This is a genomic window from Aeromonas enteropelogenes, from assembly GCF_020097295.1.
GTDB classification, from domain to species: domain Bacteria; phylum Pseudomonadota; class Gammaproteobacteria; order Enterobacterales; family Aeromonadaceae; genus Aeromonas; species Aeromonas enteropelogenes.
In genome coordinates, this window is sequence record NZ_CP083625.1 from 4,176,405 (window position 1) to 4,198,990 (window position 22,586).

Consider the following 22,586-nt stretch of genomic DNA (forward strand, 5'->3'; position numbering starts at 1 on the left):
GGCGCACGCAATGGCCCATGTTATAGTCCGGCTCGGACTATCAATGCCACCCTTTTCTTCACCCGCTCCTCTTCATCTTAAAATGAGGCATTCTTATGAGCAGTAGCGTCTTGCCCTCCTTTCTGTTGATGCAAAACCCGATTCAAGGCTACGACTGGGGCAGTCATGACTCCCTCACCACCCTGTTCGGGATCCCCAATCCGGAGGGCAAACCCCAGGCCGAGCTGTGGATGGGGGCACACCCCAACGGCTGCTCCGAGATCACCTGCGGCGATCAGGTACAAAAGCTCTCCACCCTGATCGATAGCGCCCCGGCCGCCGTGCTGGGTGAGGCAACCCTCGCTCGCTTTGGCAGCCTGCCATTCCTGTTCAAGGTGCTGTGCGCCGAGAAGGCTCTCTCCATCCAGGTGCACCCAAGCAAGGCGCAGGCCGAAGCCGGTTTTGCCAAGGAAGAGGCCGCCGGTATCGATCCCAAGGCAGCCAATCGCAACTACAAGGATCCCAACCACAAGCCGGAACTGGTGTTCGCGCTCACCCCGTATCAGGCGATGAACGGCTTTCGCTCCATTCCCGCCATCCTGGCGCTGTTCGAGCGGGTCAAACTGGCGGCTATCGCCGATCTGACCGGGGCCCTTGCCGCCGCTCACGCAGCCAATCAGGGCGAAGCCGGGTTGCAACACTTCTTCCAGCAGCTGTTGATGCTGGAAGGGGTACGCAAAGAGGCTGCGCTGATCGATCTGCTGGCTTACGCCAATGAGCATCAGGACGAGGAGACCTTTGCCCTGATCACCTCCCTCGCCGTCCAGTACCCGGGGGATGTGGGGCTCTTCTCGCCGCTGCTGCTCAACGTGGTGACCCTCCAGCCCGGTCAGGCGATGTTCCTCGATGCCTGCACCCCCCACGCCTATGTGCGCGGTACCGGCCTTGAGATCATGGCCAACTCCGACAACGTGCTGCGCGCCGGCCTCACCCCCAAATACATCGATGTGACCGAGCTCCTGGATTGCACCCGCTGCCTGCCCAAGCCGGATGACCAGATCCTGCTGGCCCCCCGCCGCGAGGGTGCGGTACAGCACTTCGAGGTGCCGGTGCCGGACTTTACCTTCAGCGTCTATCCGGCGGGTGAGCATCAGCTCACCACCGCCAGCGCCGAGATCCTGTTTGCCATCGACGGCCCCGTCATCCTCAAGCGCGGTGATGACACACTGCGTCTCGAGAAGGGACAATCCGCCTTTATCCCGGCCGCCACCGGCAGTTATCAACTGCTGGCCGAGGGCCGGGTCGCCCGCGCAGGCAACCGCTACTAAGGCGCGAACCGGCGAGTTCAAGAGCCGATACACGCACAAGGGCCATCATGGATGGCCCTTGCTGTTGTTCTCTGCGTTACTGTTCACCTGACTTAACTGATACGCCCTCGCCCCATCAACCACACAGGAAGGGTCGTCTTTTGACCCATGTTTAGAGACTACCGGGACTATTTTCTGGCTCAGCCAGCAGCCATTAACTGTCAGCGTTTTGAACCGGGATATCGCCATTTCTGCCAAGCGACATCTAATGATGATCCTATCCATGACTACGACGTAAAATAATACGTTAGTTAATAACAGACAGTTCCCGTTAATCCATACTTTTCCTGTCGCGTCTTTATAAGATCCGGCTCACGCTTTCGACTTCAACGTATCGACAGCATACGACATTTAATTATTTCCAATCAGAATAAAACCCCATCCAATATAACTCTCATAAAAACTCATAATTTAATAAACCCATCTATTAAAAATCAAGATAGAACAATGCGTTATGTCGGGAAATAATATGAATGCCAATATAAAAATTCCGCAAAAAAGGAAGAAGTATATAGCTGCGCAATGCAATTGCATGAAAAAATCCTCTCTATCCATTTGTCGCATTAAAACCAATATTTGTAGTTATTTTGATAATAATGACTGGAGGCAATAATCAAAGACATAGATTACACCTTTATTTGTTTTAAATAGAGTGTGATCCTACTCGCAACCAAATACTATCTGACTCCTATACCCTGCATCTGAAAAAAGTTTTCAGCCCCCCTATTTTCCATCACACACCAATCACAATATAACGGAGTTTATTATGAAACAGGCTCCTCTCCTGCTCGCTTGTGCGACCCTCGCCGGGTTGATGGTCATTGCCGGATGCAAGGAGGACACGCAAGATCCTGTCAGCCCTCCCGACACGGGTGTCACCCGCTACGTCAATCCATTAATCGGTACGGGTAATCTCGGCAATACCTATCCTGGCGCAACCACCCCTCACGGCATGATCCAGCTCTCCCCGAATAATGGGGCTGTTGGCTGGGAATATACGTCCGGCTATTACTATCACGACAGACGCATCGCCGGTTTCTCTCATACCCATCTCTCGGGGGCGGGTGCCACCGACTTGAACGATATTCTGGTGATGCCCATCAACTCGCGATCCGATTACAAGATAGAGAAGGGGGGCAATCTCGAAGCATCCCGTTATCGTCACAAGGATCAACAGGCGACGGCGGGCTACTACAAGGTGGATCTGCTCGATTACGGCATCAAGGCCGAATTGACTGCAGGCGATCGCGTCGGTGTCCATCGTTATACCTTTCCTCGCGATGAAAGATCCGAAATTGTGATTAACCTGGGTGTCAGTTTTATCGACGGCACATCAGGAACAGAGATGAAGTGGGATAAGGAGAATAACCGCATCGAAGGCTATCGTTTCTCTTATGGCTGGGCCCCCAGCCAGAAAGAGTTCTTCGTGATGGAGTTCAATCAGCCAATCAAAAACATCCGCTTTGCCTACTACGACAAAGAACGGGATCACTATATCGACGCGAGGCAAAGCGCCACGGAAATGGCCAACGAGGCGATCGAAAATTATCAGCCTGTCCGCGCCTATGTGGAATTTGATACCTCGACGACGGGCTTGACCGTTGAGGCCAAGGTGGCCCTCTCCAGCGTCGAAATAGGCAAGGAGGGCAAATCAGGCGCCTCGCTCAACATGACCAAAGTGGCAGACATGACATTTGATGATGTCCGGCAAGCCGCCACCCGGAAATGGGAAAACGAGCTGGGAAAAATCCGGGTTAGCGGTGATGAAGAGTACAAACAGACCTTCTACACGGCGCTCTATCATGCCTACCTAGGCCAGACTATCTACTCCGATTTGGATGGTCGCTACCGCCAGGTGCATCAGGGAAGCAGCGCAAATCCCGATGGCAACACCCAAGACGGAAAGCTGGCCGAGACGCTGAAAGAGTCAGTTCGTACCGCCGATGCCAACAGAGACGGTAAAGCCGACTTTACCCGCTATGACACCCTCTCCCTCTGGGACACCTATCGCGCCGTGCAACCTCTCTCCTCCATCCTGGAACCGGATCGTCTCGCGGATGTCGTCCTCTCCATGCTCTCCTATGCAGAAGAGGAGTGGATCGACGATGAGGGCAACATGCGTAAAGGGCGCTTGCCAGAATGGACTCTCAAAGGCAATGAGACCGGCATGATGATGGGCATGCATTCGACCCCTGTCATCCATGACGTTTTATCCAAGGGCTCCCTTGATAAACGCATGATTGACCTTGGTTTTAATGATACAGAGCGCCAGCAGATCAAGGAACGTCTCGTGAATGCCATGGTGACCGATGCGCGCGCTTCGACCAGCCAGGGAGTGGCGTGGATCAAGGAGTACGAAGAGCAGGGCTATGTACCGGCCCAACTTCACGATCAACCCCCCTCTGACCCCTGGGCGGCCCATTCTCCCTTCAAAGACTCCTGGACTGCATCCTATTCGCTGGAGTACTCCATGAACGACTGGGCCATCGCCCAATCCGTCAAGACCGTATTTGGTGAAGACGATCCTCGTTATCAAGAGTTCGCGGATCGCTCCAATAACTGGCAAGCGCAATTTGACTTTGGTGGCCAATACAAAGGCTGGTTCAAGGCTCGCGATTATGCTGGAAACTTTATTGACGCCAACTGGGTAGACCCGAAAACGGGACGGAAAGTCGGCAAAAACTGGCGTCCGGAGATGTTCAACTGGGCATTTACCGAGTCCAACGGCTGGCAATATTCGTTCAGCGTCCAGCATGATATTTCAGGCCTGATCGACCTGATGACCCGCTTCGACCAGAAGCAGGACCCTTCGGCGAAACGTGGCGACTTGTTTGCCAGGCGGCTGGACGAATACTGGACCACCTACCCGGATCGCAACGCCGCGGACAACCAGTTCCCCATCTTCAATACGGGCAATGTGGGTCAGCATGTACAGGGCAACGAGCCGGATATCCACGTGCCCTATCTCTACAACTACGTTGGCCAGCCCTGGAAAACCCAGGCCGTCATCGTCGACACAACCAACGTCTGTTACAAAAACACCCCTGACGGTATTTGTGGCAACGATGACTTCGGCACGCTGTCAGCCTGGTTCGTGTTCCGTGCGCTGGGTTTCTTCCCGGTCAATGCATCGTCCGGCATCTACGAAATAGGGACCCCCATGTTCGAAACGGCATCCATCGATGTGGGCAATGGCAAGAGATTCACAGTCAAGGCGCAAAATGTCAGCCGCGACAATATCTTTATCCAGTCGGCACGACTCAATGGCAGCGAGTTGACGCGCACCTACCTGACCCATGACGACATCATGAATGGCGGTGAACTTGAATTTGTGATGGGAGATATCCCCAACAAGGAGTGGGGAGCCCAACCCGAAGATCTGCCACCGGCGCAAGGCATCGGCACCTTCCTGCACGAAAGCGATATGCCCGAAGGATCCCGTTGATCCAGTTTTCACGGGGGGAAGAAGAATTCCCCCTTTCTAATGACACCTCCCGATTTTCCTCTTCAAAAAACATTTTTTAGTTCAAAAAAACACACAAATATAATTGTATTATTTTTCATGTAAAAAACTGAAATCAAAAAATCAAACCACAATATCATACTACCTTGCTTAATCTTGTCATATAGTGTCAAAATACAGCCAAAAGGCTCAAAGTCGTACTGACTCATCAACAATAAAAACATAGATAAAACTAGGCCAATATATATAAACAGGAGTTTCAGATGGAAAAAATAGGTCTGCTAATTACCTTTTTCTGGTGCTTAATGATAGTGATATTGATTTGGTTGAAATGGGAAAGTGCTGTAAGTATGTCTCTTAATGAATGGGGTGATTTTCTAGCAGGAATGACTGCACCAATTACATTCTTATGGCTTATTATTGGGTACATATTACAACGTAAGGAACTACATTTGAATACTGAAGCCTTAATTATGACTAAAAATGAAATGGCTAGACAAGGCAATGAGTTAAATGAACAAACACAATATATCAAAATGCAAGCTCATGCGGCAGAAACTCAGAGTAGCTCAACTAGAAGAAAGGAATTGAGAGAGATTTTACTTCGTAATACCACTCATCATCGTGAAGAGTAACACTTCAAATTAAAAACCATATGCTCTTTTTTAAAAAGAAAGCAATATAGCATGGGATATCATATGCGTTTATATTTTGGACTATCAGCTTTAATTTATTCATTATTAATTGGCCCAGGTTACGCCGCCTGTGACAATGCAGCCGCGGTCAAGCTGGCCAAGGCTTTTTGGAGTGAACACAGGGACTTCTATTACACAGAACCGGCAAAGGTGAAAGCGCTGCTGACACCGGCATTTTTTGCCGTGCTGAGCGAGGAAGCCAAGTGTAATGGCGAAGGGGAAGTGTGCGCCATCGATGCCGATCCCTGGATCAGTGCGCAAGATGGCGAGGTCACCGGGCCCATCACCTTCCGCCTGGCTGGCCAGCAGGATGGCATCGTCTCGGTCAGCATGGATTATCGCTTTATGCTCTCGGAGACCCGGCAAGAGCCACGAGCCGTCACCTTTCAATTTAAAACTGCCGGCGATCGCCGCTGTTTTCTGCTGGATGATTTTATCAGCCCGGGCGAGGGTTCACTGAAACGGCGCCTGCAGCAGTGGCAGGCACAAAACGGTGCCGGGCCGCAATAATTAACCCCCACGGCCCGCTGGGCGGTGGGGGTTGGGTTATTCTGGCGATCCTTTCGCTATGTCAGAAAAACGGACTGCGACCATCAGAGCGGGCTAATACTCGGCCTCTTCAGAGTGAGGCTCAGAGGAGCGGATGCGCTCCAGTTCATCGACCCGGGCTTGCCACTTGTCGTGGGCCTGTTTCAGACCCTGCAGCTCCAGCTCCTGACGCATGGTGTCAATCTCTTGGTCTAGTTTTTCCATCAGAATGTCTCCTTCATTCATAGAGTTACACACTGGCTGACGGCACTTGGCCAACCTGCTCTCCCCTATTCTGACATCCGGAATCGCGCAACTGCCCAACGAAATAAACGATTGATTGTGGCAAAACCAATCTAAAATTTTGTTTTACTTTTCACATGAGCCCCACTTAGCTCACTCACGGCTGTCGCCTATTTCTGTCTATCCGCTCACATTTTGCTCACGCCTTGGCCATCACACAATTCTCCATCCCATGTTTTTATTCCAATTGAATCATTGCTCAGCAGTTGATTCCCCATCTATAGAATCCGTCTTCAACTATCTGTTTTTAAATGCAATTAATTAAAATAAATTAACATTAACCGGTGCAAAAAAAGTGCGAGCAGGGTCACAGGGCGGGGCATGGCGCACAAAAATCCAGTGAACGGCACATTTGTCCGATTTCGGCAGGCCGGCAAGGGGAGAACAATATTCGGGACAACTGACCCCACCTCATGACGCTCGGGAAGAGCAAGGAGAGTGAAATGTTACCCACCATGACTAATGACGGACTCATCTGCCTGGCATTGCGGGCAACCAGCAAGGAGGCCCTGTTTGACGAGATGGCCGAGTTGCTGGTGCGCGATGGCGCCGTGTCGGATCGGCAGCAATTTATCAGCGATCTCTGGGCCCGGGAGCAGCTTGACTACACCGGCTTCGAGCAGGGTGTGGCCCTGCCCCATGCCAAGAGCGACGCGGTGCGCCGCCCGGCCATTGCCATCGGGATCAGCCAGCAGGGGATCGAATACGGCTCCGAAGATGGCCAGCCCGCCCAGCTGTTTTTCATGATCGCCTCCCCAGAGGGCGGGGCCAACCACCATATCGAGGTGTTGGCCGAGCTCTCCACCCGCCTGCTGGCGCCGGGTTTTATCGAGCAGATGAAGGCAGCCACCAAAGTCGATGAGGTGCTGTCGCTGCTCTCGGCAGGATCCAGCGCGCAACAACCCACCAAGGCGGTCCTCCCCACCGAAGAAGAAGAAGAACCTGCCAGGGAGCGTGGCTTCAAGGAGCGGCTCGCGACCCTGAAACAGCATCTGCTGTTTGGTACCTCCCACATGATCCCCTTTATCGTGGCGGGGGGTGTGCTGCTGTCCCTCTCCGTGATGATGAGCGGCAAGGGGGCCGTGCCAGAGACAGGTTTTCTCAAGGACATGGCGACCATGGGGATCGCCGGACTCACTCTCTTTACTGCCGTGCTCGGTGGCTATATTGCCTATTCGCTGGCCGACAAACCGGGCCTGGCCCCCGGCATGATCGGCTCCTGGGTGGCGGTACAGCACTATCAGACCGGTTTTCTTGGGGCCATTCTGGTGGGCTTTATCGCCGGCTTCGTGGTCAACCAGCTCAAGCGGATCAAGCTGCCTGACTCCATGAGTTCCCTCGGCTCCATCTTTATCTATCCGCTGATCGGCACCTTCCTGGTATGCGGCATCGTCATGTGGGTAATTGGTGCACCGATTGCCGCCATGATGGAATCGATGAACCAGTGGCTCTCCGGCATGGCAGGCTCCGGCAAGGTGATGCTGGGCACCATTTTGGGGGGCATGACCGCCTTTGATATGGGCGGCCCGGTCAACAAGGTGGCGACCCTGTTCGCCCAGACCCAGGTCGATACCCAGCCCTGGCTGATGGGCGGCGTCGGTATCGCCATCTGCGTGCCGCCACTCGGCATGGCATTAGCCACCCTGATGTCCCCGAAAAGATACAAGAAAGAGGAGCGTGAATCGGGCAAGGCAGCGGCCATCATGGGGATGATCGGCATCAGCGAGGGGGCCATTCCGTTTGCTGCTGCCGATCCGGTACGGGTCATTCCGGCCATCGTCGCGGGGGGCATAGTCGGCAACGTCACCGGCTTCATGATGAACAGCATCAACCATGCCCCCTGGGGGGGCTGGATCGTACTGCCGGTGGTCGAGGGCAAGATAGGCTATATCGTCGGTACCCTGCTCGGTGCCCTGACCACCGCCATCATAGTCAACCTGCTGAAAAAACCGGTGACCGAGGAGGAAGAGGAAACGAGCACAGCAGATGACTACCAGGCCATCGAGGCGGAAGGAGAAGCGGACGTACTCGCCATCACCGCCTGCCCCTCCGGTGTGGCCCACACCTTCCTCGCCGCCAAGAGCCTGCAGAAGGCAGCCGCCAGGGCGGGGATCAAGCTCAAGGTGGAGACCCAAGGCGCCAACGGCATCATCAACCGCATCACCGCCAAAGATGTGGCCAACGCCCGCTGCGTCATCCTGGCCCACGACGTGGCCATCAAGTACCGCGAGCGCTTCAAGGATATCGAGGTGATCGACACCAAGATCCGGGAGGCGATCCACGACCCGGACGGACTGCTGGCCCGCACCCGGGCAAGCACGGGGCAAGATGCGGCCTGATCCGCCGTGACATGCTTTGCCACCAGCAGCAGGGGTCCATTGCGGGCCCCTGCTCTGTTAGCGGCGACCAACTTTTCATCATCTCATATGGCAAACCACTGATTTAAAACACATTAACTACCCTTCCCCCAAATCCCGGCGCGCCGTCACAAATCCGCTTCGTGTAAAAAAACAGCAATTGAATAGCTGGTCAGATCTCATGTCAAATGGCTCCGCCTACTAAACTGGAGCATCACAAAAATGATAAAAATCAATAAATTGGTTCTGGCTGTTACCCTCACCCTCGGTGCCGCACCCGGCTTTGCCGCTGGCTTTGTCTGCGGCGATCACGTGCGCTTCGGCACCCCGGCCGGCTCGGATCAGGAGCTGTGCCGTCAGGGGTACGCGGCGGGCTACAACTACGACTACAAGGTGGCGAACTGGGTCTCCTACCGGATGACGGCCGAGAGCGCTCAGGGCAAGGTCAAACGCAAGGATGCCTTTGCCGAAGACAAGGAGGTGCCGGTCGCCTTTCGCGCCACCCTGGCTGACTACAAGCGTTCCGGCTATGACCGTGGCCACCAGGCTCCGGCAGCCGACATGGCCGCCACCGAGGTGACCATGAAGCAGAGCTTCCTGTTGACCAACATGACGCCGCAACTGCCGGCCCTGAACCAGAAGGCCTGGCGCATTCTGGAGGAGAAGGTGCGCCAGTGGGCCATCGCACGCGAGGATGTGCAGGTGATCACCGGCCCCGTCTTCACTCACTCGGAGAAGTACATCGGCAACGGGGTGATGATCCCGAGCGCCTACTACAAGATAGTGATGGACCCGGCCAGGCTGCAGGCCATCGCCTTCATCATGCCGCAAGAGGATATCCCCACCAGCCAGATCGCCAACTATCGCGTCTCGGTGCGCGAGGTGGAAGAGCAGACCCAGCTCGACTTCTTCAGCGACATGCCCTACGAGCAGCAGGAGACGCTGGAGGCCAGGGTCTCCCCCATGTGGAACTGACGGCTACCGATGCGCTCACGCAGGCCATGCCATCTGGCTGGCCTGCACTTCGGCCCTTCCCGGGGGCGAGTTCAATCCCCGGCCTTGCCGGCCTGTCTCACAGTTTGCTCTCCCCTTTCCTGTTATATTTCTCACTTTGCTTTTAATGCCAAGGTTTATTGATAATCCGATGAATTATCACGCATTTATAAGCAGCATACGGCATCTGATAGCAAATATGGCGCCTGATGGCGCCCACACAGAGGAATCACAGATGAAACAGACCCTGATTGCCCTGACGTTAGGCGGCTTGCTGGCCCTCTCCCCCCTCCCCCTGCTTGCGGCCGACAGCACGATGCAGATGGAGAACGATCTCAATACCCTGGTCAGCAAACGCCAGGCGGTGGACATGCTGCTCGGCGAGGCGCTGCAGATCTACAAGTCCCCGGCCAAGATCTCCCACGCCGGCTTTACCGCCAAGATGCCGAGCAACATGGAGCTGGTGACCGAGCGGCTGCTGGCCGCCTATCAGCTGGAGCCCTATCGCACCGATCTGCTGATCTCGGCGGCCAATGCCCAGATTTACAACGGCAACCTGACCCGGGCCATCGCCCTGTTCGAACAGGCCCAGGCGGTGGCGCCCGATGATCTCGACATCAACTCCTATCTCGCCATCTGGCAACTGGTGAAGGGCAACAAGGAGGCATCGCGCACCTATCTGGCCAGGGTGGCCAATCGCAACGGCGGACGCGCCGCCGATCTGGAGGAGATCATCGCCCGGGTGCAGCGGGTGACCACCACGCCGCTGCAGACCAAACTGACGGACGATCAGATCAAGGCGGCCAAAGAGGGCAAACGGGCCATCGTCACCCTGGGCTATGCCCTGAATCCGGACGGCAGCATGGACAAGATCCTGCTCGGCCGCTTGCAGACCACCCTGGAGCTGGCCAAGGCGGATCCGGATGCCCTCATCATCCTGACCGGCGGGGTACCGCAGAATCGCCAGACCGAAGGCAAGCTGATGGCCGACTGGCTGGTGAAGCACGGCATCGATCGCAGCCGCCTCATTGAGGAGAACTACGCCACCAGCACGGTGGACAACGCCCTCTACAGCGCCTATGCCCTGGCCCGTCACCAGATTGACCAGGCCGTGCTGGTCAGCTCGGCGAGCCATGTGCGCCGTGGCCAGACCCTGCTCGAGATCGCCTGCGATCAGATTGGCCCGGCCGGGATCAAGGTGGTGAGTGTCAGCTACCCGGACAAGCCCCTCAAGGAGCTGGCCACCCCGAGCGAGAGCGAGCTGCTTGGCATCTACCGCGACGCCCTGCGTACCTACGGCATGTGGAGCTACCGCTCCGCCCCCCTGCTGGAGCGCTGATCCCCCGGCTTCAAGCCGAACCATCCGTGATGGACAATAAAACCCGCCCCTTTGGCGGGTTTTATTATTGCCAAAAAAGGGCTCTCTTTTTGCCGCTATCGCTCATTGAACCATCTCTTGTCTGATAAAGAGAAGTGGCCATTCCTCAATTTATCGGACGTTCTATCTCACGCCGGGAAATATATTCAGACGCTATTTCCCGCTTGATAAATATCGACTTCGATGATTGAGATATATAAATAAATACATTGAATTACCGTTCTTTTTCTAAGAACCATTGCTCACCCTAACAATATTTTTGTTCTTTCATTGTCAGTCAGATAAATGGGAAAACAGCTGTTCCACTCTCCTGATAACGGAATAGCATCATGACAAGGAAAGGATATTCTCTCTGGCTGGCGGCCCTCGCCATCATCAGCCTGCAGGCCAACGCCATCGAGGTAACAGTGGCCTACCAAACTTCCGCCGAACCCGCCAAGGTGGCCCAGGCCGACGGCACCTTCGCCCGCGCCAGCGGCGCCACGGTGAAATGGCTCAAGTTCGACAGCGGCGCCAGTGTGGTACGGGCGCTCGCCTCCGGCGACGTGCAGATCGGCAACATAGGCTCCAGCCCGCTGGCGGTGGCGGCAAGCCAAAACGTGCCCATCGAGGTGTTTCTGCTCGCCTCCCAGCTCGGCAGCTCGGAAGCGCTGGTGGTCAAACAGGATCTTCCCTCCCCCGCCGCCCTGGCTGGCAAGCGCATCGCCGTCCCCTTTACCTCCACCACCCACTACAGTCTGCTGGCGGCGCTCAGGCATTGGGGAGTGGATCCGGCCAGCCTGCAGATCATCAACCTGCAGCCGCCGGCCATCATCGCCGCCTGGCAGCGGGGTGACATCGATGGCGCCTATGTCTGGGCGCCGGCCCTCAACGAGCTGACCAAGGGCGGCAAGGTACTGACCGACTCGGCTCAGGTGGGCAGGTGGGGGGCCCCCACCCTGGATGTGTGGGTGGTGCGAAAAGAGTTTGCCAAGGCCCATCCCGAGCTGGTGCAGGCCTTCGTCGACAGCACCCTGGCGGCCCAGCGCGACTACCTGACCAACCCCGACGACTGGCTGGCAAAGCCGGACAACCTCGCCAAGCTGTCAACCTTGAGCGGCGTGCCCGAGGCAGACGTGCCCAGCCTGGTTCGCGGCAACACCTACCTGAGCGCCAGCCAGCAGAGTGCAGAGCTGAGCAAGCTGGTAAACCAGACCATCATCGACACCGCCCGCTTTCTCAAGGAGCAGGGCAAGGTGCGAAGCGCCGGCAGCGACTATCGCGATTACGTGACCGACCGTTTCGTCAAGGCACAACCCCACTGACCCTGCATCACAAGGAGGTAGCCATGCTGCAGCTCACTCACCTGTGCGCCGACTACGACGGGCGCAGAGTCCTCGACAACATCAACCTGACCCTGGATGCGGGGGAGCTGATGGTGGTGCTTGGCCCCTCCGGCTGCGGCAAGACCACCCTGCTCAATCTCATCGCCGGATTTCAGCCCCATCAGCAGGGGAAAATAACCCTGCACGGTAAACCGGTGACCGGCCCCGGCGCCGAGCGGGGGGTGGTCTTTCAGCACGAGGGGCTGCTGCCCTGGCGCAACGTGCTGGACAACGTCGCCTTCGGGCTGCAACTGGCCGGCGTGCCGCGCCGCGAGCGCGAGGCCAGGGCGCTGGCCATGCTGCGCAAGGTGGGGCTGGAAGAAGCCAGTCACGCATTCATCTGGCAGCTCTCCGGCGGCCAGCGCCAGCGGGTCGGCATCGCCCGGGCGCTGGCCAACCAACCACAACTGCTGCTGCTCGACGAGCCCTTCGGCGCCCTCGACGCCTTTACCCGCGAGCAGATGCAGACCCTGTTGCTGCATCTGTGGCACGAGCAGCGCCGCCAGGTGCTGCTCATCACCCACGACATCGAGGAGGCGGTGTTCATGGCCACCGAACTGGTGCTGCTCTCCCCCTCACCGGGGCGGGTGATGGAGCGGCTGACCCTGGATTTTGGCCGCCGCTTCGCGGCCGGCGAGCCCTGCCGCAGTATCAAGTCGGATCCCGCCTTTATCGCGCGGCGCGAGTACGTGCTCGGCCGGGTCTTCGCCGAGCGGGAGGTGTTTGCATGAGCCTTGCCCTCTCCCGTTCCCTGAACCCGGCCCGCCATGCCCTGCGCCGCAGACTTCGCTGGCCGCTGCCGCGCCGGCTTGGGGTGAGCCTGCTTACCCTCGGCGCCCTGTTGACCCTCTGGTGGCTGGTAGCGCGCCTTGGCTGGATCAACCCGCTGTTTCTGCCGCCCCCGGGCCAGGTGCTGCAGCAGCTGCTCACCATCGCAGGGCCGCAGGGCTTCATGGATGCCACCCTCTGGCAACACCTCGCCGCCAGTCTGCAGCGCATCCTCATTGCCCTCGTGGCCGCCACCCTGTGCGGCGTGACTGTGGGCATGGCCATGGGGCTCAACCCCACCCTGCGCGCCATGCTCGACCCGCTGATCGAGCTCTACCGACCGGTGCCGCCCCTTGCCTACCTGCCGCTCATGGTGATCTGGTTTGGCATCGGCGAAACCGCCAAGGTGCTGCTCATCTATCTGGCCATCTTCGCGCCGATCGCCATGGCGACTCTGGCCGGGGTGAAGGGCGCCAAACAGGTGCGAGCGCGGGCCGCCCGGGCGCTCGGCGCCAACCGCTGGCAGGTGCTGTGGCACGTCACAGTGCCCGGCGCCCTGCCGGAGATCCTCACCGGGCTGCGCATCGGGCTCGGGGTCGGCTGGTCCACTCTGGTGGCGGCCGAGCTCATCGCCGCCACCCGCGGCGTGGGCTTCATGGTGCAATCCGCCGGCGAGTTTCTCGCCACCGACGTGGTGCTGGCGGGCATTCTGGTGATCGCCCTGATCGCCTTCATTCTGGAACTTGGTTTACGTGCGCTGCAGCGTCGCCTGACGCCGTGGCATGGAGCAGGACTATGAGCAATTCCCTGCGCATCACCCCCCTCGGCCCCCATATCGGTGCCGAGATAAGCGGTCTCACCCTGGCCGAGCCCCTGAGCGGGCAGCTGTTCGAACTGATCCAGCAAGCCCTGCTGACCCATCAGGTGCTGTTCTTTCGAGAGCAGCCCATCACCCCGCTATCACAGCGGGCGCTGGCCCACCGCTTCGGCGATCTGCACATTCACCCCGTGTACCCCCATGCGCCGGAGGCCGAGGAGATCATCGTGCTCGACACCCACCACGACAACCCGCCGGACAATGACAACTGGCACACCGACGTCACCTTCATCGAGACGCCGCCAGCACTGGCCATTCTGGCCGCCAAGCAGCTGCCGCCGGTGGGGGGCGATACCCTGTGGGCCAGCGGCATCGCCGCCTTCGAGGGGCTCTCCCCCCGCCTGCAGCAACTGCTGGCAGGGCTGGAGGCCGAACACGACTTCACCAAATCGTTCCCGGCCCATCGCCATAACGCCAGCCCGGCAGAATACCTGCGCTGGCAGGAGGCGGCGGCCCGCCACCCGCCGCTGCGCCACCCTGTGGTCCGCACCCATCCCCTGAGCGGCCGCCAGGCGCTGTTCGTCAATGAAGGCTTCACCACCCGCCTGCCCAAGTTGCCGGCGCAAGAGAGCGAGGCATTGCTCGCCTTCCTGTTTCGCCATGTCACCAAGCCCGAGTATCAGGTTCGCTGGCGCTGGCGGGAGCACGACATCGCCATCTGGGACAACCGGGTCACCCAGCATTACGCCAACGCCGACTATCTGCCGGCCCGGCGCATCATGCACAGGGCAACCGTGCTCGGTGACAAGCCTTTCTGGCGCGCCTCTTGACGTCCGGCAACGAAAGAGGGAGGCATCGGCCTCCCTCATCTCATGGCTAATGGCAACAGCCATTCCCTAGCTGATAACCCCCTGGGGTGCAGGCGCCTTGGGATCATCCCCGAAGCGGTTGGGGCCGCTATTCCCCTGACAGACCAGGAAGTAGATCAGCACCAGGGTGCCCACCACGGGAATGAGGCCGATGAGCAACCACCAGCCGGTGCGGTCAGTGTCGTGCAGGCGGCGGGCCGCCACCGCCAGGGCCGGCAGCAATACGGCCAGGGAGTAGATGCCGCTGAGCAGTTCGTTGCTGCCCAGCACCTTGTCCAGCGTCTTCATCAGCAGCATAGCCAGCAGGTTGAACAGCACGAACATCCAGTATTCGGTGCGGTGGGCCCGCCCGCTGAATACGGCATATTTTTTGAGTACGGCAAGATACCAGTTCATTGCGCCTCCAGGCTCAAGTGAAAACAGAATGCATAGGGTCAGAGCTTAACGAGTTCACTGGCGGGGTGCGAGCAAAAAGACCCGCCGCAACGCCTGCCTGTCTATCAGATCAGGCTGAGCGCTCTGGCAATACTCTTTGGGGCCACTATCTCTTGCGCGCCTGGGGGCCGGGCCGTCGCGCCACGGGCTGATGGTAATAGCCATAGGGGAAGACATTGCGAAAACGCTGGGCGACCGGCTCGGGAATGGAGCGGGAAAACACCAGCCTCACCCTGTCGCCATCAAGCTGGCCGAGGATCCGCCCGCGCACCGTCTCGTGACGCAATATCTGCTTGATCTGCTCAAGAAACGCGGGAGGCACCTTGCCCTCCTTGACCACCACCTTGCCAGGTTGCAGCCGGATCTCGAACAGGGCGCCACGCCCCAACTTCATCAGCCACCAGATAAGGGCAAGTGCCACTCCCAAGGATAACCAGGCCATGTCGTTCCCTCCCAACGTCTTGATATCTGGCAGTATAACCACCAAGAGAGTGCCTTTTATGGGGCCGGGCTCACACCCCGGGGGTCGACGTTTTCCAATTGGCAAACAGGCACCCATCTTGCTTGCGGGTAGACCTTTTAATAAAACGACCAATCTTTGACGGAGACCTTATGACTGCGCACCCGGCTCCGCAGATCCAGCACATCGCCACAGACTCCCTCCTGCTGCGCAGCTACTTCTGCCTGCTGGCCATGTAAAACAAGTTGAGCGAAGGGGGCGAGCACAACGACGTCGCCCTCTACGCGCTGCTGCAGACCGCGGTGACGCCGGCTACCGCCATCTGACGGCGTTGTGGCGGGTAATTGACCCGCCACACCAGGGGTTATGCGCCGCGCCCGGCGCCCCAGGACACCAGGGTTTCGCGATAGAGGGCGAGCAGCGCTTCGTCCCGCACCGCCACCCCGACCCGCTGGGCAGGGCAAGTGGCCCACTCGTCATGGGGATGGGATTTGCCATCAAACTTTTGCAGGGTATGGCCGATGGCGGGGCCATGGGTGATGACCCGCACCGGCCCCTCGCGCAGGGTGAACAGGGTCGGATCTATCACATAGGCGATGGCGGAGGGGTCGTGCACATGGCAACCATCCAGGCCGATGCGATCGGAGTAAAACCTGAGATAAAAGCGGCTCACCTCCCACAGGAAGCGGCCCGGCTCCCCCGCCTCGTCGCGCAGGGCATCGAGATAGGCGCTGCTGAAAAAGCTCTGCTGGGTCACGTCCAGCCCGATGATCACCAGAGGCCAGTTCGCAGTAAAGACCTGGTCGGCAGCATCGGGGTCATCGTGGATGTTGGCCTCGGCATAGGGGGTCACATTGCCGCGATGACCGTTGACGCCAAAGGCGCCCCCCATCACCACCACCTGCTTCACCAGTTTGGTGATCTCGGGGGCATGCTGCAGCGCCAGCGCCAGATTGGTGAGCGGCCCTATGGTCACGACCGTGATCTCGCCGGGCGCCGCCTTCACCGCCTCGACGATATATTGCCAGGCCGGACGGGGATCCGGGGCTATGGTGACCTCCCCCGCTTCCAGATCGCCAAAGCCGCTTGGGCCGTGCACCACAGTCGTGGGGCCGACCGGTTCGCGCAGCAGCGGCCCCGCTGCGCCCCTGGCCACATCCGCCTTCATGCCATATTTTTGCTTGAGCCAGAGGGCGTTGCGAGTACCGTTGTCGATGGTGGCGTTGCCAAAGACGGTAGTGATGGCGAGCAGGTCGATGGCGGGGTGCGCCTCGGCAAACAGGATAGCCATGGCATCGTCGATGCCCGGATCGGTATCGAGAATAATCTTGTGAGTCAGGGTGTTGTTAGTCATGGGGCCTCCCTACAGCGACAAAGGGGAGAGTCTACCCGGCCCGTCGCAACCAATCCCGGCAGGGGATCACAGAACCCGTCACAACCGGGTCTGGCGATGAAGATGCAAGGGGCGCGGCCCCTTGCCGGCGCCGCGCCCCTTTTCTTTGCATTATCCGCATCTGCCACTCGTCGGGACAAGCCGCGAGCACAGACCCCTATGGCTTAGTGCTTGCGATGCCAGCGCGGAGAGGTGGCCTTCTCCCCCCAGGGGGTGACGCAGGGCAGCAGGGCTCCCTCTATCACCACGTCACTGACCGCCAGCGCCTCGGCAATCTTCTGGTGCAGCACCCGCAGCACCTTGCCCTCGTGTTCGGCCAGGGAGTGGCCGGCGGCAAAATATTCCGGCTGATATTGCAGCGCCAGCTTCTGGGCAAATTCATAGGTGTTGAAACAGTCCGGCATCCGCTCGACCACATCTTCAAGCCGGGCCAACAAGCTGTTCAGTTCCCTGGTCATAATGCTCTCTCCGTGTAGATGAATAGTTGAAAACTACCCCTTATTGGATAAGTCACCAATCAACAAACCGCAAAAGTGTGGGGTATAACACAGTTCTCTCTTGCCTCCAGCCCACAGTGGCGAGGCCTCAGCATGCCAGCTTTACATCTGCGCAACAAATCGCTAGATTTAGACCGACCAATCAGTCGGTTGTTTTTTATGCGGAGAAGATCATGGGCGCGGCACTGTTTCACCATCCTGAGGATACCCAGGCCATCAAACTCTCCCTGCCGGATCAGCTGGCCCGGCTTAAACAGGCCTATATGGCCCATCCCATGCCTACCCTGGCCGAGCGCAAGGCGCAATTGGGCAAGCTGAAACAGGCCTTGCTGGCGCACAAACAGCCCCTGTGCAAGGCGCTGGCAGAGGATTACGGCCAGCGCAGTCACTACGACAGCCTGATCGCCGACGTGCTGCCCTGCATCATGCAGATCAACTACACCCAAAAGCGCCTCAAGCGCTGGATGCAGCCCCATCGCCGCCACGCGGGCCTGCTGCTGGCCCCCGCCAGGGTGGAGGTGCACTTCCAGCCCCTCGGGGTGGTTGGCATCATAGTGCCATGGAATTTCCCGGTGATGCTGAGCCTCGGCCCTCTCATCACCGCCATCGCCGCCGGCAACCGTGCCATGCTCAAGCTCTCCGAGTTCACCCCCCACACCAATGCCGTACTGCGCACCCTGCTCACCAGCGTGTTTGACGACAATGAGCTGGTGATCATCGAAGGGGATGCCCAGATGGCGGCAGCCTTCAGCTCTCTGCCCTTCGATCACCTGCTGTTTACCGGCTCCACCCAGGTGGGCAAGCTGGTGATGGCCGCCGCCGCGCCCCAGCTCACTCCCCTTACCCTGGAGCTGGGCGGCAAGAGCCCCTGCCTGATCGCCCCCGACATGCCGGTGGCCACCGCAGTGGAGCGGATGATCTTCGGCAAGAGCCTCAATGCCGGGCAGATCTGCGTCGCCCCCGACTATGTGCTGCTGCCCCGCGCCGAGGTGGATAACTTCATCGCCGCCTATCGCGCCCGCTTTGCCAGGCTCTATCCCAAGGGGCTGGCCAGCCCGGATTACGGCGCCATCATCAACGATCGCCAGTACCAGCGCCTGGTTGGCTGGCTGGAGGAAGCCGAACAGGCGGGCGCCCAGCTGCACCCCTGCGCCTCGCCCGCACGGGATGACAGCCAACGCCTGCTGGCCCCCCACCTGCTGACCGAGGTGCCAGGACGCTGTCAGGTGATGCAGCAGGAGATCTTCGGCCCCCTGCTGCCGCTCATCCCCTACGACACCCTGGAAGAAGCCCTCGCCTACGTGGCCGAGCGGCCCCGCCCACTGGCGCTCTACCTGATGAGCTTCGATCCCGAGCTGCAGGCCAAAGTGACCCGGGAGAGCCACTCCGGCGGCATGGCCATCAACGAGAGCCTGTTCCAGGTGGCGGCCGACGATGTGCCGTTTGGTGGCATAGGCGCCTCCGGCATGGGGCACTACCACGGTCACGAGGGATTCCTCACCTTCTCCAAGGCGAAAACCGTGCTGACCCGCGGCAAGTTCACTACCGGCTCTTTGATCCACCCGCCCTACAAGGGCTGGATCCAGAAGCTGATGCTGGCTTTCTTCCTGCGCTGATCGAGGAGTTCGCCATGACCGACAAGCGTCGCCAAATCCTGGACGCCGCCCTGGCCCTGTGCGCCGAGGATGGCCTGCAAGGGGCCGCCACCGCCCGCATCGCCAAGGCAGCCGGGGTGGCCAACGGCACCCTGTTCCACCATTTTCCGAGCAAGGAGGCGTTGATCCTGCAGCTCTATCAGGACGTCAAGCAGCGCATGGGGGCCGCCATCTGCGAGGCCGATCCCGCTCTCTCCCTGCGCGAGCAGACCCGCCACTACTGGCAGCTGGCCATGGCGTGGATGCTGGCGCACCCCAATGAACTCAAGTTCGTACTGGGCTTCTTTCACTCCCCCATGCTGGCCAGAGAGACCCGCAGCAAGGTGCTGAACGATGCCCTGCGTTTTCTGCCAGCCCTGCTGGCCCAGGGTCAGGCGAGCGGCGAGCTGATGCAGGCCCCCGCCCCCCTGATGCTGGAGGTGTGCCAGGGGCAGTTTCTGGCCTGCGCCTCCCTGTTCGTCGATCAACCCGAGCTCGGGCAGGATGCCCACTGGCAAGCCAGTGCCTTCGCCCTGTTCTGGTCCGCCATCTCAGGAGCCAACCTTGATGACACACCCAGCCCTTGAATCCCTGGCCAACCGGGGCCGCCACCTCTGGATCACCCTCCTCTTGTGGGTGGTGGGCCGTACCCTCTGCCGCGCTGCCCGCGTCGATGAGGCGGTGCGCCGCGAACTCGCCCCCCTGCCAGACGGGCTGGCCATTCGCCTTGAGGTGGGTGGCCTCCCCTATGCCATGCAGATCCACAAGCAGGGCGGTCGCTGGCTGGCTGGCCCGCCGGCGGCCCCTCACGCCTGCATCCACCCGCTGCGGGTGCGCTTCAAGCACCCCAATATCGCGTTTCGCGCCTTGAGTTTCCGGCTCGGGGTCAATCAGGCGTTCAGTGAAAACCGGCTGCTGGTGGAGGGGGACCTCACCTGTGCCATGCACCTGGTGCGGGGGCTTGAGCAGTTGCAGTCCCTGATCCTGCCCGCCTTCATCGCGCGGCCATTGCTGCGCCACTATCCGGCCCCGGCCAACAAGCTCGGCCGGGCCTGCAACATTTATCTGGGTCTGGTGACCGGCTGAGAACAAGGAGCCACTCAATGAGCCGCTATTACGATTTCTTCTGCCCGGTCAAGCTGATGGCCGGCGAACAGGCGCTGGAGCAGCTGGCCAGCGAACTGGCGAGCCTGGGGGCACGCCGTCCCCTGCTGCTCACCGACAAGGGGGTCAATGGCACCGGCCTTGCCACCCTGCTGGCCAATGTGCTGGCCGAGGGGGAGCTGCCGGTCGCCGCCATCTGGGACGAGATCCCGGCCGACTCCTCCACCGCCGTGGTGGAACGGATCGCCAAACGCTACGCAGAGCTTGGCTGTGACAGCCTGGTGGCGCTGGGGGGCGGCTCGGTCATCGACACCGCCAAGGCGGTCAACATCCTCGCCAGCCTTGGGGGAGAACATCTGCTCGACTACGCGGGGGCAGGCTGCCTCACCCGCCCCCTCAAGCCTCTGGCGGTGGTGCCCACCACGGCGGGGACCGGCTCCGAAGTGACACTGGTGGCGGTGATCAAGGATGAGGCGAGCGGGCGCAAGGTCCCCTTCACCTCCCCCTTCCTGCTGCCACAGCTGGCGGTGCTCGATCCGCGCCTCACCCAGGGGCTGCCCCTCAACATCACCGCCGCCACCGCCATGGATGCCATGACCCACGCCATCGAGGCCTTTATCGGCACCGCCAAGAATCCGGTCAGCGACGCCCTGGCCCTGATGGCGGTGGAAAAGATTGCCGGCGCCCTGCCCCTCATCGTCAAGGATCCGCAAAACCGCCAGCTGCGGCTGCAGCTGGCGGAAGGGTCGACCCTGGCGGGCATGGCATTTTCCAACTCCATGGTGGGGCTGGTCCATGCCCTCGGCCACAGCCTGGGGGCACGCTGCCATCTGCCCCATGGCCTGTGCATGAACCTCTTTCTGCCCACAGTGCTCGACTACAACCGCCCCGAGGTGGATGGCGAGCTGGCCCGTTTGCTGCTGCCGCTGGTGGGGGCGGAGCGCTTTGCCGCCACCCCCGCCCACCAGCGGGCCGAGGCAACCATAGCGACCATTCGCGCCCTGCGCGATACCCTGTGGCAGGAGGTCAAGCTGCCTCGCACCCTGAATGAGGCAGGAGTGAGCGATCGCTCGCTGCTGACCGAGATCCGCGATCTGGCCATCAACGACGGTGCCATGCTGTTCAATCGCAAGGATGCCGATCGTGAGCAATTGCTCACCCTGCTGGAGCGGGCCTGGGCGTAACGAAAGCGCACATCGGGGAGCGCGGGGGCCGCGCTCCCCGGCAGGTGTTCTGCAGGATATTGGCCACGGGCCACGATGATCTGTTCTATACCTTGGCTAACCCTTATCCTGTCCAGGCAGCCCTTTAGCATCAGAGGTGACACCATGAACGAGATCATTCATCAGGCCAACCAGCAGCAGTTCATCTGTGTGGTAGACGGCAAGGAGTCACGGCTGCGCTACCGCCGCCTCGATGCCAAGACCATCGATGCCTACAGCACTTTCGTCCCGCCGGAGCTGCGGGTGCAGGGGATCGCCGATCAGCTGGCCCAGGCTTTCTATGACTGGACCCAGGCACAGGGGCTCACTATAGTGCCCACCTGCAGTTACATCGATGTCTGGTTACGCCGCCATGCCAACAGTTGAGCTTTCACCGTCTGTCAACGAACGCCACCTGCAAACCCGTACCGAAGCCCTGCTGCGGGCAGATCCCCTTCGCATGGCCTGCCTGGCGGCCGCCGCCGAGCTGGCACTGCCCGACTGGGCCATCGGCGCCGGCTTTATCCGCAACCTTATCTGGGATCACCTGCACCACAAGTCGACACCGACCCCGCTGAACGACATCGATCTCATCTATCTGGACGAACGCGATCCGGCGGGGCTGGCCGAGCCGGATCACGAAGCCTGGCTGAGCGCAAGGGTACCGGGCCTTCGCTGGGAAGCGCGCAACCAGACCCGCATGCACACACGCCAACGGGTCGAGCCCTTCACCAGCAGCCTGGAGGCCCTCACCCACTGGGTCGAGGTGCCCACCTGCATCGGCGTGCGCCTGAACGGGAATGGTCAGTTCGAATGGCTGGCCCCCTACGGCTTTGCCCACAACTGGTCGCTGCAAGTGAGTGCCAACCCCCACTGCCGCCAGGAGAGCCAGGTCTTCACTCGCCGCATTCAGGAAAAAGACTGGCAAACCATCTGGCCTGACCTTGTGATCAACTGGCCATAACCGGATTGCAATCTTT

22 protein-coding genes are annotated in these 22,586 nt (G+C 59.7%); 17 read left to right on the forward strand and 5 right to left on the reverse strand.

Annotated elements, in window-relative coordinates; genetic code table 11:
* Nucleotides 1-95: 95 nt before the first annotated feature.
* The 4 genes from manA (at nucleotide 96) to LA321_RS19300 (ending at nucleotide 6,014) form a co-directional block, all read left to right on the forward strand.
* Nucleotides 96-1,307: a mannose-6-phosphate isomerase, class I gene (manA, locus tag LA321_RS19285; RefSeq protein ID WP_042069928.1), complete on the forward strand. Its 1,212-nt coding sequence runs from the start codon at nucleotides 96-98 to the stop codon at nucleotides 1,305-1,307.
* 805 nt (nucleotides 1,308-2,112) lie between these two features.
* The gene (locus LA321_RS19290) at nucleotides 2,113-4,791 is read left to right on the forward strand and encodes a GH92 family glycosyl hydrolase (protein WP_042069929.1); all 2,679 of its coding nucleotides are present in this window, start codon (nucleotides 2,113-2,115) and stop codon (nucleotides 4,789-4,791) included.
* Between the two features lie 281 nt (nucleotides 4,792-5,072).
* The gene (locus tag LA321_RS19295) at nucleotides 5,073-5,444 is read left to right on the forward strand and encodes a hypothetical protein (RefSeq protein WP_052445706.1); all 372 of its coding nucleotides are present in this window, start codon (nucleotides 5,073-5,075) and stop codon (nucleotides 5,442-5,444) included.
* Between the two features lie 51 nt (nucleotides 5,445-5,495).
* Nucleotides 5,496-6,014, forward strand: coding sequence for a hypothetical protein (locus tag LA321_RS19300; protein WP_224212231.1), 519 nt, complete (start codon nucleotides 5,496-5,498; stop codon nucleotides 6,012-6,014).
* Between the two features lie 93 nt (nucleotides 6,015-6,107).
* Here the strand turns inward: LA321_RS19300 and LA321_RS19305 are convergent, their stop codons facing one another.
* The gene (locus LA321_RS19305) at nucleotides 6,108-6,257 is read right to left on the reverse strand and encodes a hypothetical protein (RefSeq protein ID WP_167335316.1); all 150 of its coding nucleotides are present in this window, start codon (nucleotides 6,255-6,257) and stop codon (nucleotides 6,108-6,110) included.
* A 521-nt stretch (nucleotides 6,258-6,778) separates the two neighbouring features.
* Here LA321_RS19305 and LA321_RS19310 point away from each other — a divergent pair.
* From LA321_RS19310 to tauD, 7 genes are all read left to right on the forward strand, one after another.
* Complete coding sequence (locus LA321_RS19310) at nucleotides 6,779-8,674, forward strand: PTS fructose transporter subunit EIIC (protein WP_042069931.1); 1,896 nt, start codon at nucleotides 6,779-6,781, stop codon at nucleotides 8,672-8,674.
* 240 nt (nucleotides 8,675-8,914) lie between these two features.
* The gene (locus LA321_RS19315) at nucleotides 8,915-9,667 is read left to right on the forward strand and encodes a DNA/RNA non-specific endonuclease (protein ID WP_042069932.1); all 753 of its coding nucleotides are present in this window, start codon (nucleotides 8,915-8,917) and stop codon (nucleotides 9,665-9,667) included.
* A gap of 253 nt (nucleotides 9,668-9,920) precedes the next feature.
* A complete protein-coding gene (locus LA321_RS19320; RefSeq protein WP_042069933.1) occupies nucleotides 9,921-11,024 on the forward strand; it encodes a YdcF family protein in 1,104 nt (367 codons plus the stop codon).
* A gap of 368 nt (nucleotides 11,025-11,392) precedes the next feature.
* Nucleotides 11,393-12,367, forward strand: coding sequence for a taurine ABC transporter substrate-binding protein (gene tauA / locus LA321_RS19325; protein ID WP_042069934.1), 975 nt, complete (start codon nucleotides 11,393-11,395; stop codon nucleotides 12,365-12,367).
* A 23-nt stretch (nucleotides 12,368-12,390) separates the two neighbouring features.
* Nucleotides 12,391-13,158: a taurine ABC transporter ATP-binding subunit gene (tauB, locus tag LA321_RS19330; RefSeq protein WP_042069936.1), complete on the forward strand. Its 768-nt coding sequence runs from the start codon at nucleotides 12,391-12,393 to the stop codon at nucleotides 13,156-13,158.
* Entirely contained in the window at nucleotides 13,155-13,994 is an 840-nt protein-coding gene (gene tauC / locus LA321_RS19335) for a taurine ABC transporter permease TauC (protein ID WP_042069937.1), read from the forward strand. Before tauB ends, tauC begins: the two co-directional genes overlap by 4 nt.
* The gene (tauD, locus tag LA321_RS19340; RefSeq protein WP_042069938.1) at nucleotides 13,991-14,842 is read left to right on the forward strand and encodes a taurine dioxygenase; all 852 of its coding nucleotides are present in this window, start codon (nucleotides 13,991-13,993) and stop codon (nucleotides 14,840-14,842) included. The genes tauC and tauD overlap by 4 nt, the downstream gene beginning before the upstream one ends.
* A gap of 66 nt (nucleotides 14,843-14,908) precedes the next feature.
* On the opposite strand, the gene LA321_RS19345 is transcribed toward tauD, so the two are convergent.
* From LA321_RS19345 to LA321_RS19360, 4 genes are all read right to left on the reverse strand, one after another.
* On the reverse strand, nucleotides 14,909-15,277 hold the full coding sequence (locus tag LA321_RS19345) for a DUF805 domain-containing protein (protein ID WP_042069939.1): 369 nt from the start codon (nucleotides 15,275-15,277) through the stop codon (nucleotides 14,909-14,911).
* A gap of 145 nt (nucleotides 15,278-15,422) precedes the next feature.
* The gene (locus LA321_RS19350) at nucleotides 15,423-15,758 is read right to left on the reverse strand and encodes a DUF3634 family protein (RefSeq protein WP_042069940.1); all 336 of its coding nucleotides are present in this window, start codon (nucleotides 15,756-15,758) and stop codon (nucleotides 15,423-15,425) included.
* Between the two features lie 382 nt (nucleotides 15,759-16,140).
* Nucleotides 16,141-17,115, reverse strand: coding sequence for a nucleoside hydrolase (locus LA321_RS19355; protein WP_042070059.1), 975 nt, complete (start codon nucleotides 17,113-17,115; stop codon nucleotides 16,141-16,143).
* A gap of 218 nt (nucleotides 17,116-17,333) precedes the next feature.
* On the reverse strand, nucleotides 17,334-17,627 hold the full coding sequence (locus LA321_RS19360) for a hypothetical protein (protein ID WP_026457877.1): 294 nt from the start codon (nucleotides 17,625-17,627) through the stop codon (nucleotides 17,334-17,336).
* A gap of 212 nt (nucleotides 17,628-17,839) precedes the next feature.
* Between LA321_RS19360 and LA321_RS19365 the strand changes: the two genes are divergently transcribed.
* From LA321_RS19365 to LA321_RS19390, 6 genes are all read left to right on the forward strand, one after another.
* The gene (locus tag LA321_RS19365) at nucleotides 17,840-19,282 is read left to right on the forward strand and encodes a coniferyl aldehyde dehydrogenase (RefSeq protein ID WP_042069941.1); all 1,443 of its coding nucleotides are present in this window, start codon (nucleotides 17,840-17,842) and stop codon (nucleotides 19,280-19,282) included.
* Nucleotides 19,283-19,296: 14 nt separating this feature from the next.
* On the forward strand, nucleotides 19,297-19,887 hold the full coding sequence (locus LA321_RS19370; RefSeq protein ID WP_042069942.1) for a TetR/AcrR family transcriptional regulator: 591 nt from the start codon (nucleotides 19,297-19,299) through the stop codon (nucleotides 19,885-19,887).
* The gene (locus LA321_RS19375) at nucleotides 19,868-20,386 is read left to right on the forward strand and encodes a hypothetical protein (protein ID WP_042069944.1); all 519 of its coding nucleotides are present in this window, start codon (nucleotides 19,868-19,870) and stop codon (nucleotides 20,384-20,386) included. The genes LA321_RS19370 and LA321_RS19375 overlap by 20 nt, the downstream gene beginning before the upstream one ends.
* A 17-nt stretch (nucleotides 20,387-20,403) precedes the next feature.
* The gene (locus LA321_RS19380; RefSeq protein WP_042069945.1) at nucleotides 20,404-21,588 is read left to right on the forward strand and encodes an iron-containing alcohol dehydrogenase; all 1,185 of its coding nucleotides are present in this window, start codon (nucleotides 20,404-20,406) and stop codon (nucleotides 21,586-21,588) included.
* Between the two features lie 144 nt (nucleotides 21,589-21,732).
* Nucleotides 21,733-21,993 carry a GNAT family N-acetyltransferase gene (locus LA321_RS19385; RefSeq protein ID WP_026457815.1) on the forward strand — a complete coding sequence of 87 codons (261 nt, stop codon included), beginning with the start codon at nucleotides 21,733-21,735 and terminating at the stop codon, nucleotides 21,991-21,993.
* Nucleotides 21,980-22,570: a nucleotidyltransferase family protein gene (locus LA321_RS19390; protein WP_042069946.1), complete on the forward strand. Its 591-nt coding sequence runs from the start codon at nucleotides 21,980-21,982 to the stop codon at nucleotides 22,568-22,570. The genes LA321_RS19385 and LA321_RS19390 overlap by 14 nt, the downstream gene beginning before the upstream one ends.
* The last annotated feature ends 16 nt before the right edge of the window (nucleotides 22,571-22,586 follow it).

What these genes read in the sequence shown, in the direction of transcription:
- manA (WP_042069928.1), top strand. Translation starts at nt 96, where the DNA reads ATGAGCAGTAGCGTCTTGCCCTCCTTTCTGTTGATGCAAAACCCGATT.
- LA321_RS19290 (WP_042069929.1), top strand. Translation starts at nt 2,113, where the DNA reads ATGAAACAGGCTCCTCTCCTGCTCGCTTGTGCGACCCTCGCCGGGTTG.
- LA321_RS19295 (WP_052445706.1), top strand. Translation starts at nt 5,073, where the DNA reads ATGGAAAAAATAGGTCTGCTAATTACCTTTTTCTGGTGCTTAATGATA.
- LA321_RS19300 (WP_224212231.1), top strand. Translation starts at nt 5,496, where the DNA reads ATGGGATATCATATGCGTTTATATTTTGGACTATCAGCTTTAATTTAT.
- LA321_RS19305 (WP_167335316.1), bottom strand. Translation starts at nt 6,257, where the DNA reads ATGGAAAAACTAGACCAAGAGATTGACACCATGCGTCAGGAGCTGGAG.
- LA321_RS19310 (WP_042069931.1), top strand. Translation starts at nt 6,779, where the DNA reads ATGTTACCCACCATGACTAATGACGGACTCATCTGCCTGGCATTGCGG.
- LA321_RS19315 (WP_042069932.1), top strand. Translation starts at nt 8,915, where the DNA reads ATGATAAAAATCAATAAATTGGTTCTGGCTGTTACCCTCACCCTCGGT.
- LA321_RS19320 (WP_042069933.1), top strand. Translation starts at nt 9,921, where the DNA reads ATGAAACAGACCCTGATTGCCCTGACGTTAGGCGGCTTGCTGGCCCTC.
- tauA (WP_042069934.1), top strand. Translation starts at nt 11,393, where the DNA reads ATGACAAGGAAAGGATATTCTCTCTGGCTGGCGGCCCTCGCCATCATC.
- tauB (WP_042069936.1), top strand. Translation starts at nt 12,391, where the DNA reads ATGCTGCAGCTCACTCACCTGTGCGCCGACTACGACGGGCGCAGAGTC.
- tauC (WP_042069937.1), top strand. Translation starts at nt 13,155, where the DNA reads ATGAGCCTTGCCCTCTCCCGTTCCCTGAACCCGGCCCGCCATGCCCTG.
- tauD (WP_042069938.1), top strand. Translation starts at nt 13,991, where the DNA reads ATGAGCAATTCCCTGCGCATCACCCCCCTCGGCCCCCATATCGGTGCC.
- LA321_RS19345 (WP_042069939.1), bottom strand. Translation starts at nt 15,277, where the DNA reads ATGAACTGGTATCTTGCCGTACTCAAAAAATATGCCGTATTCAGCGGG.
- LA321_RS19350 (WP_042069940.1), bottom strand. Translation starts at nt 15,758, where the DNA reads ATGGCCTGGTTATCCTTGGGAGTGGCACTTGCCCTTATCTGGTGGCTG.
- LA321_RS19360 (WP_026457877.1), bottom strand. Translation starts at nt 17,627, where the DNA reads ATGACCAGGGAACTGAACAGCTTGTTGGCCCGGCTTGAAGATGTGGTC.
- LA321_RS19365 (WP_042069941.1), top strand. Translation starts at nt 17,840, where the DNA reads ATGGGCGCGGCACTGTTTCACCATCCTGAGGATACCCAGGCCATCAAA.
- LA321_RS19370 (WP_042069942.1), top strand. Translation starts at nt 19,297, where the DNA reads ATGACCGACAAGCGTCGCCAAATCCTGGACGCCGCCCTGGCCCTGTGC.
- LA321_RS19375 (WP_042069944.1), top strand. Translation starts at nt 19,868, where the DNA reads ATGACACACCCAGCCCTTGAATCCCTGGCCAACCGGGGCCGCCACCTC.
- LA321_RS19380 (WP_042069945.1), top strand. Translation starts at nt 20,404, where the DNA reads ATGAGCCGCTATTACGATTTCTTCTGCCCGGTCAAGCTGATGGCCGGC.
- LA321_RS19385 (WP_026457815.1), top strand. Translation starts at nt 21,733, where the DNA reads ATGAACGAGATCATTCATCAGGCCAACCAGCAGCAGTTCATCTGTGTG.
- LA321_RS19390 (WP_042069946.1), top strand. Translation starts at nt 21,980, where the DNA reads ATGCCAACAGTTGAGCTTTCACCGTCTGTCAACGAACGCCACCTGCAA.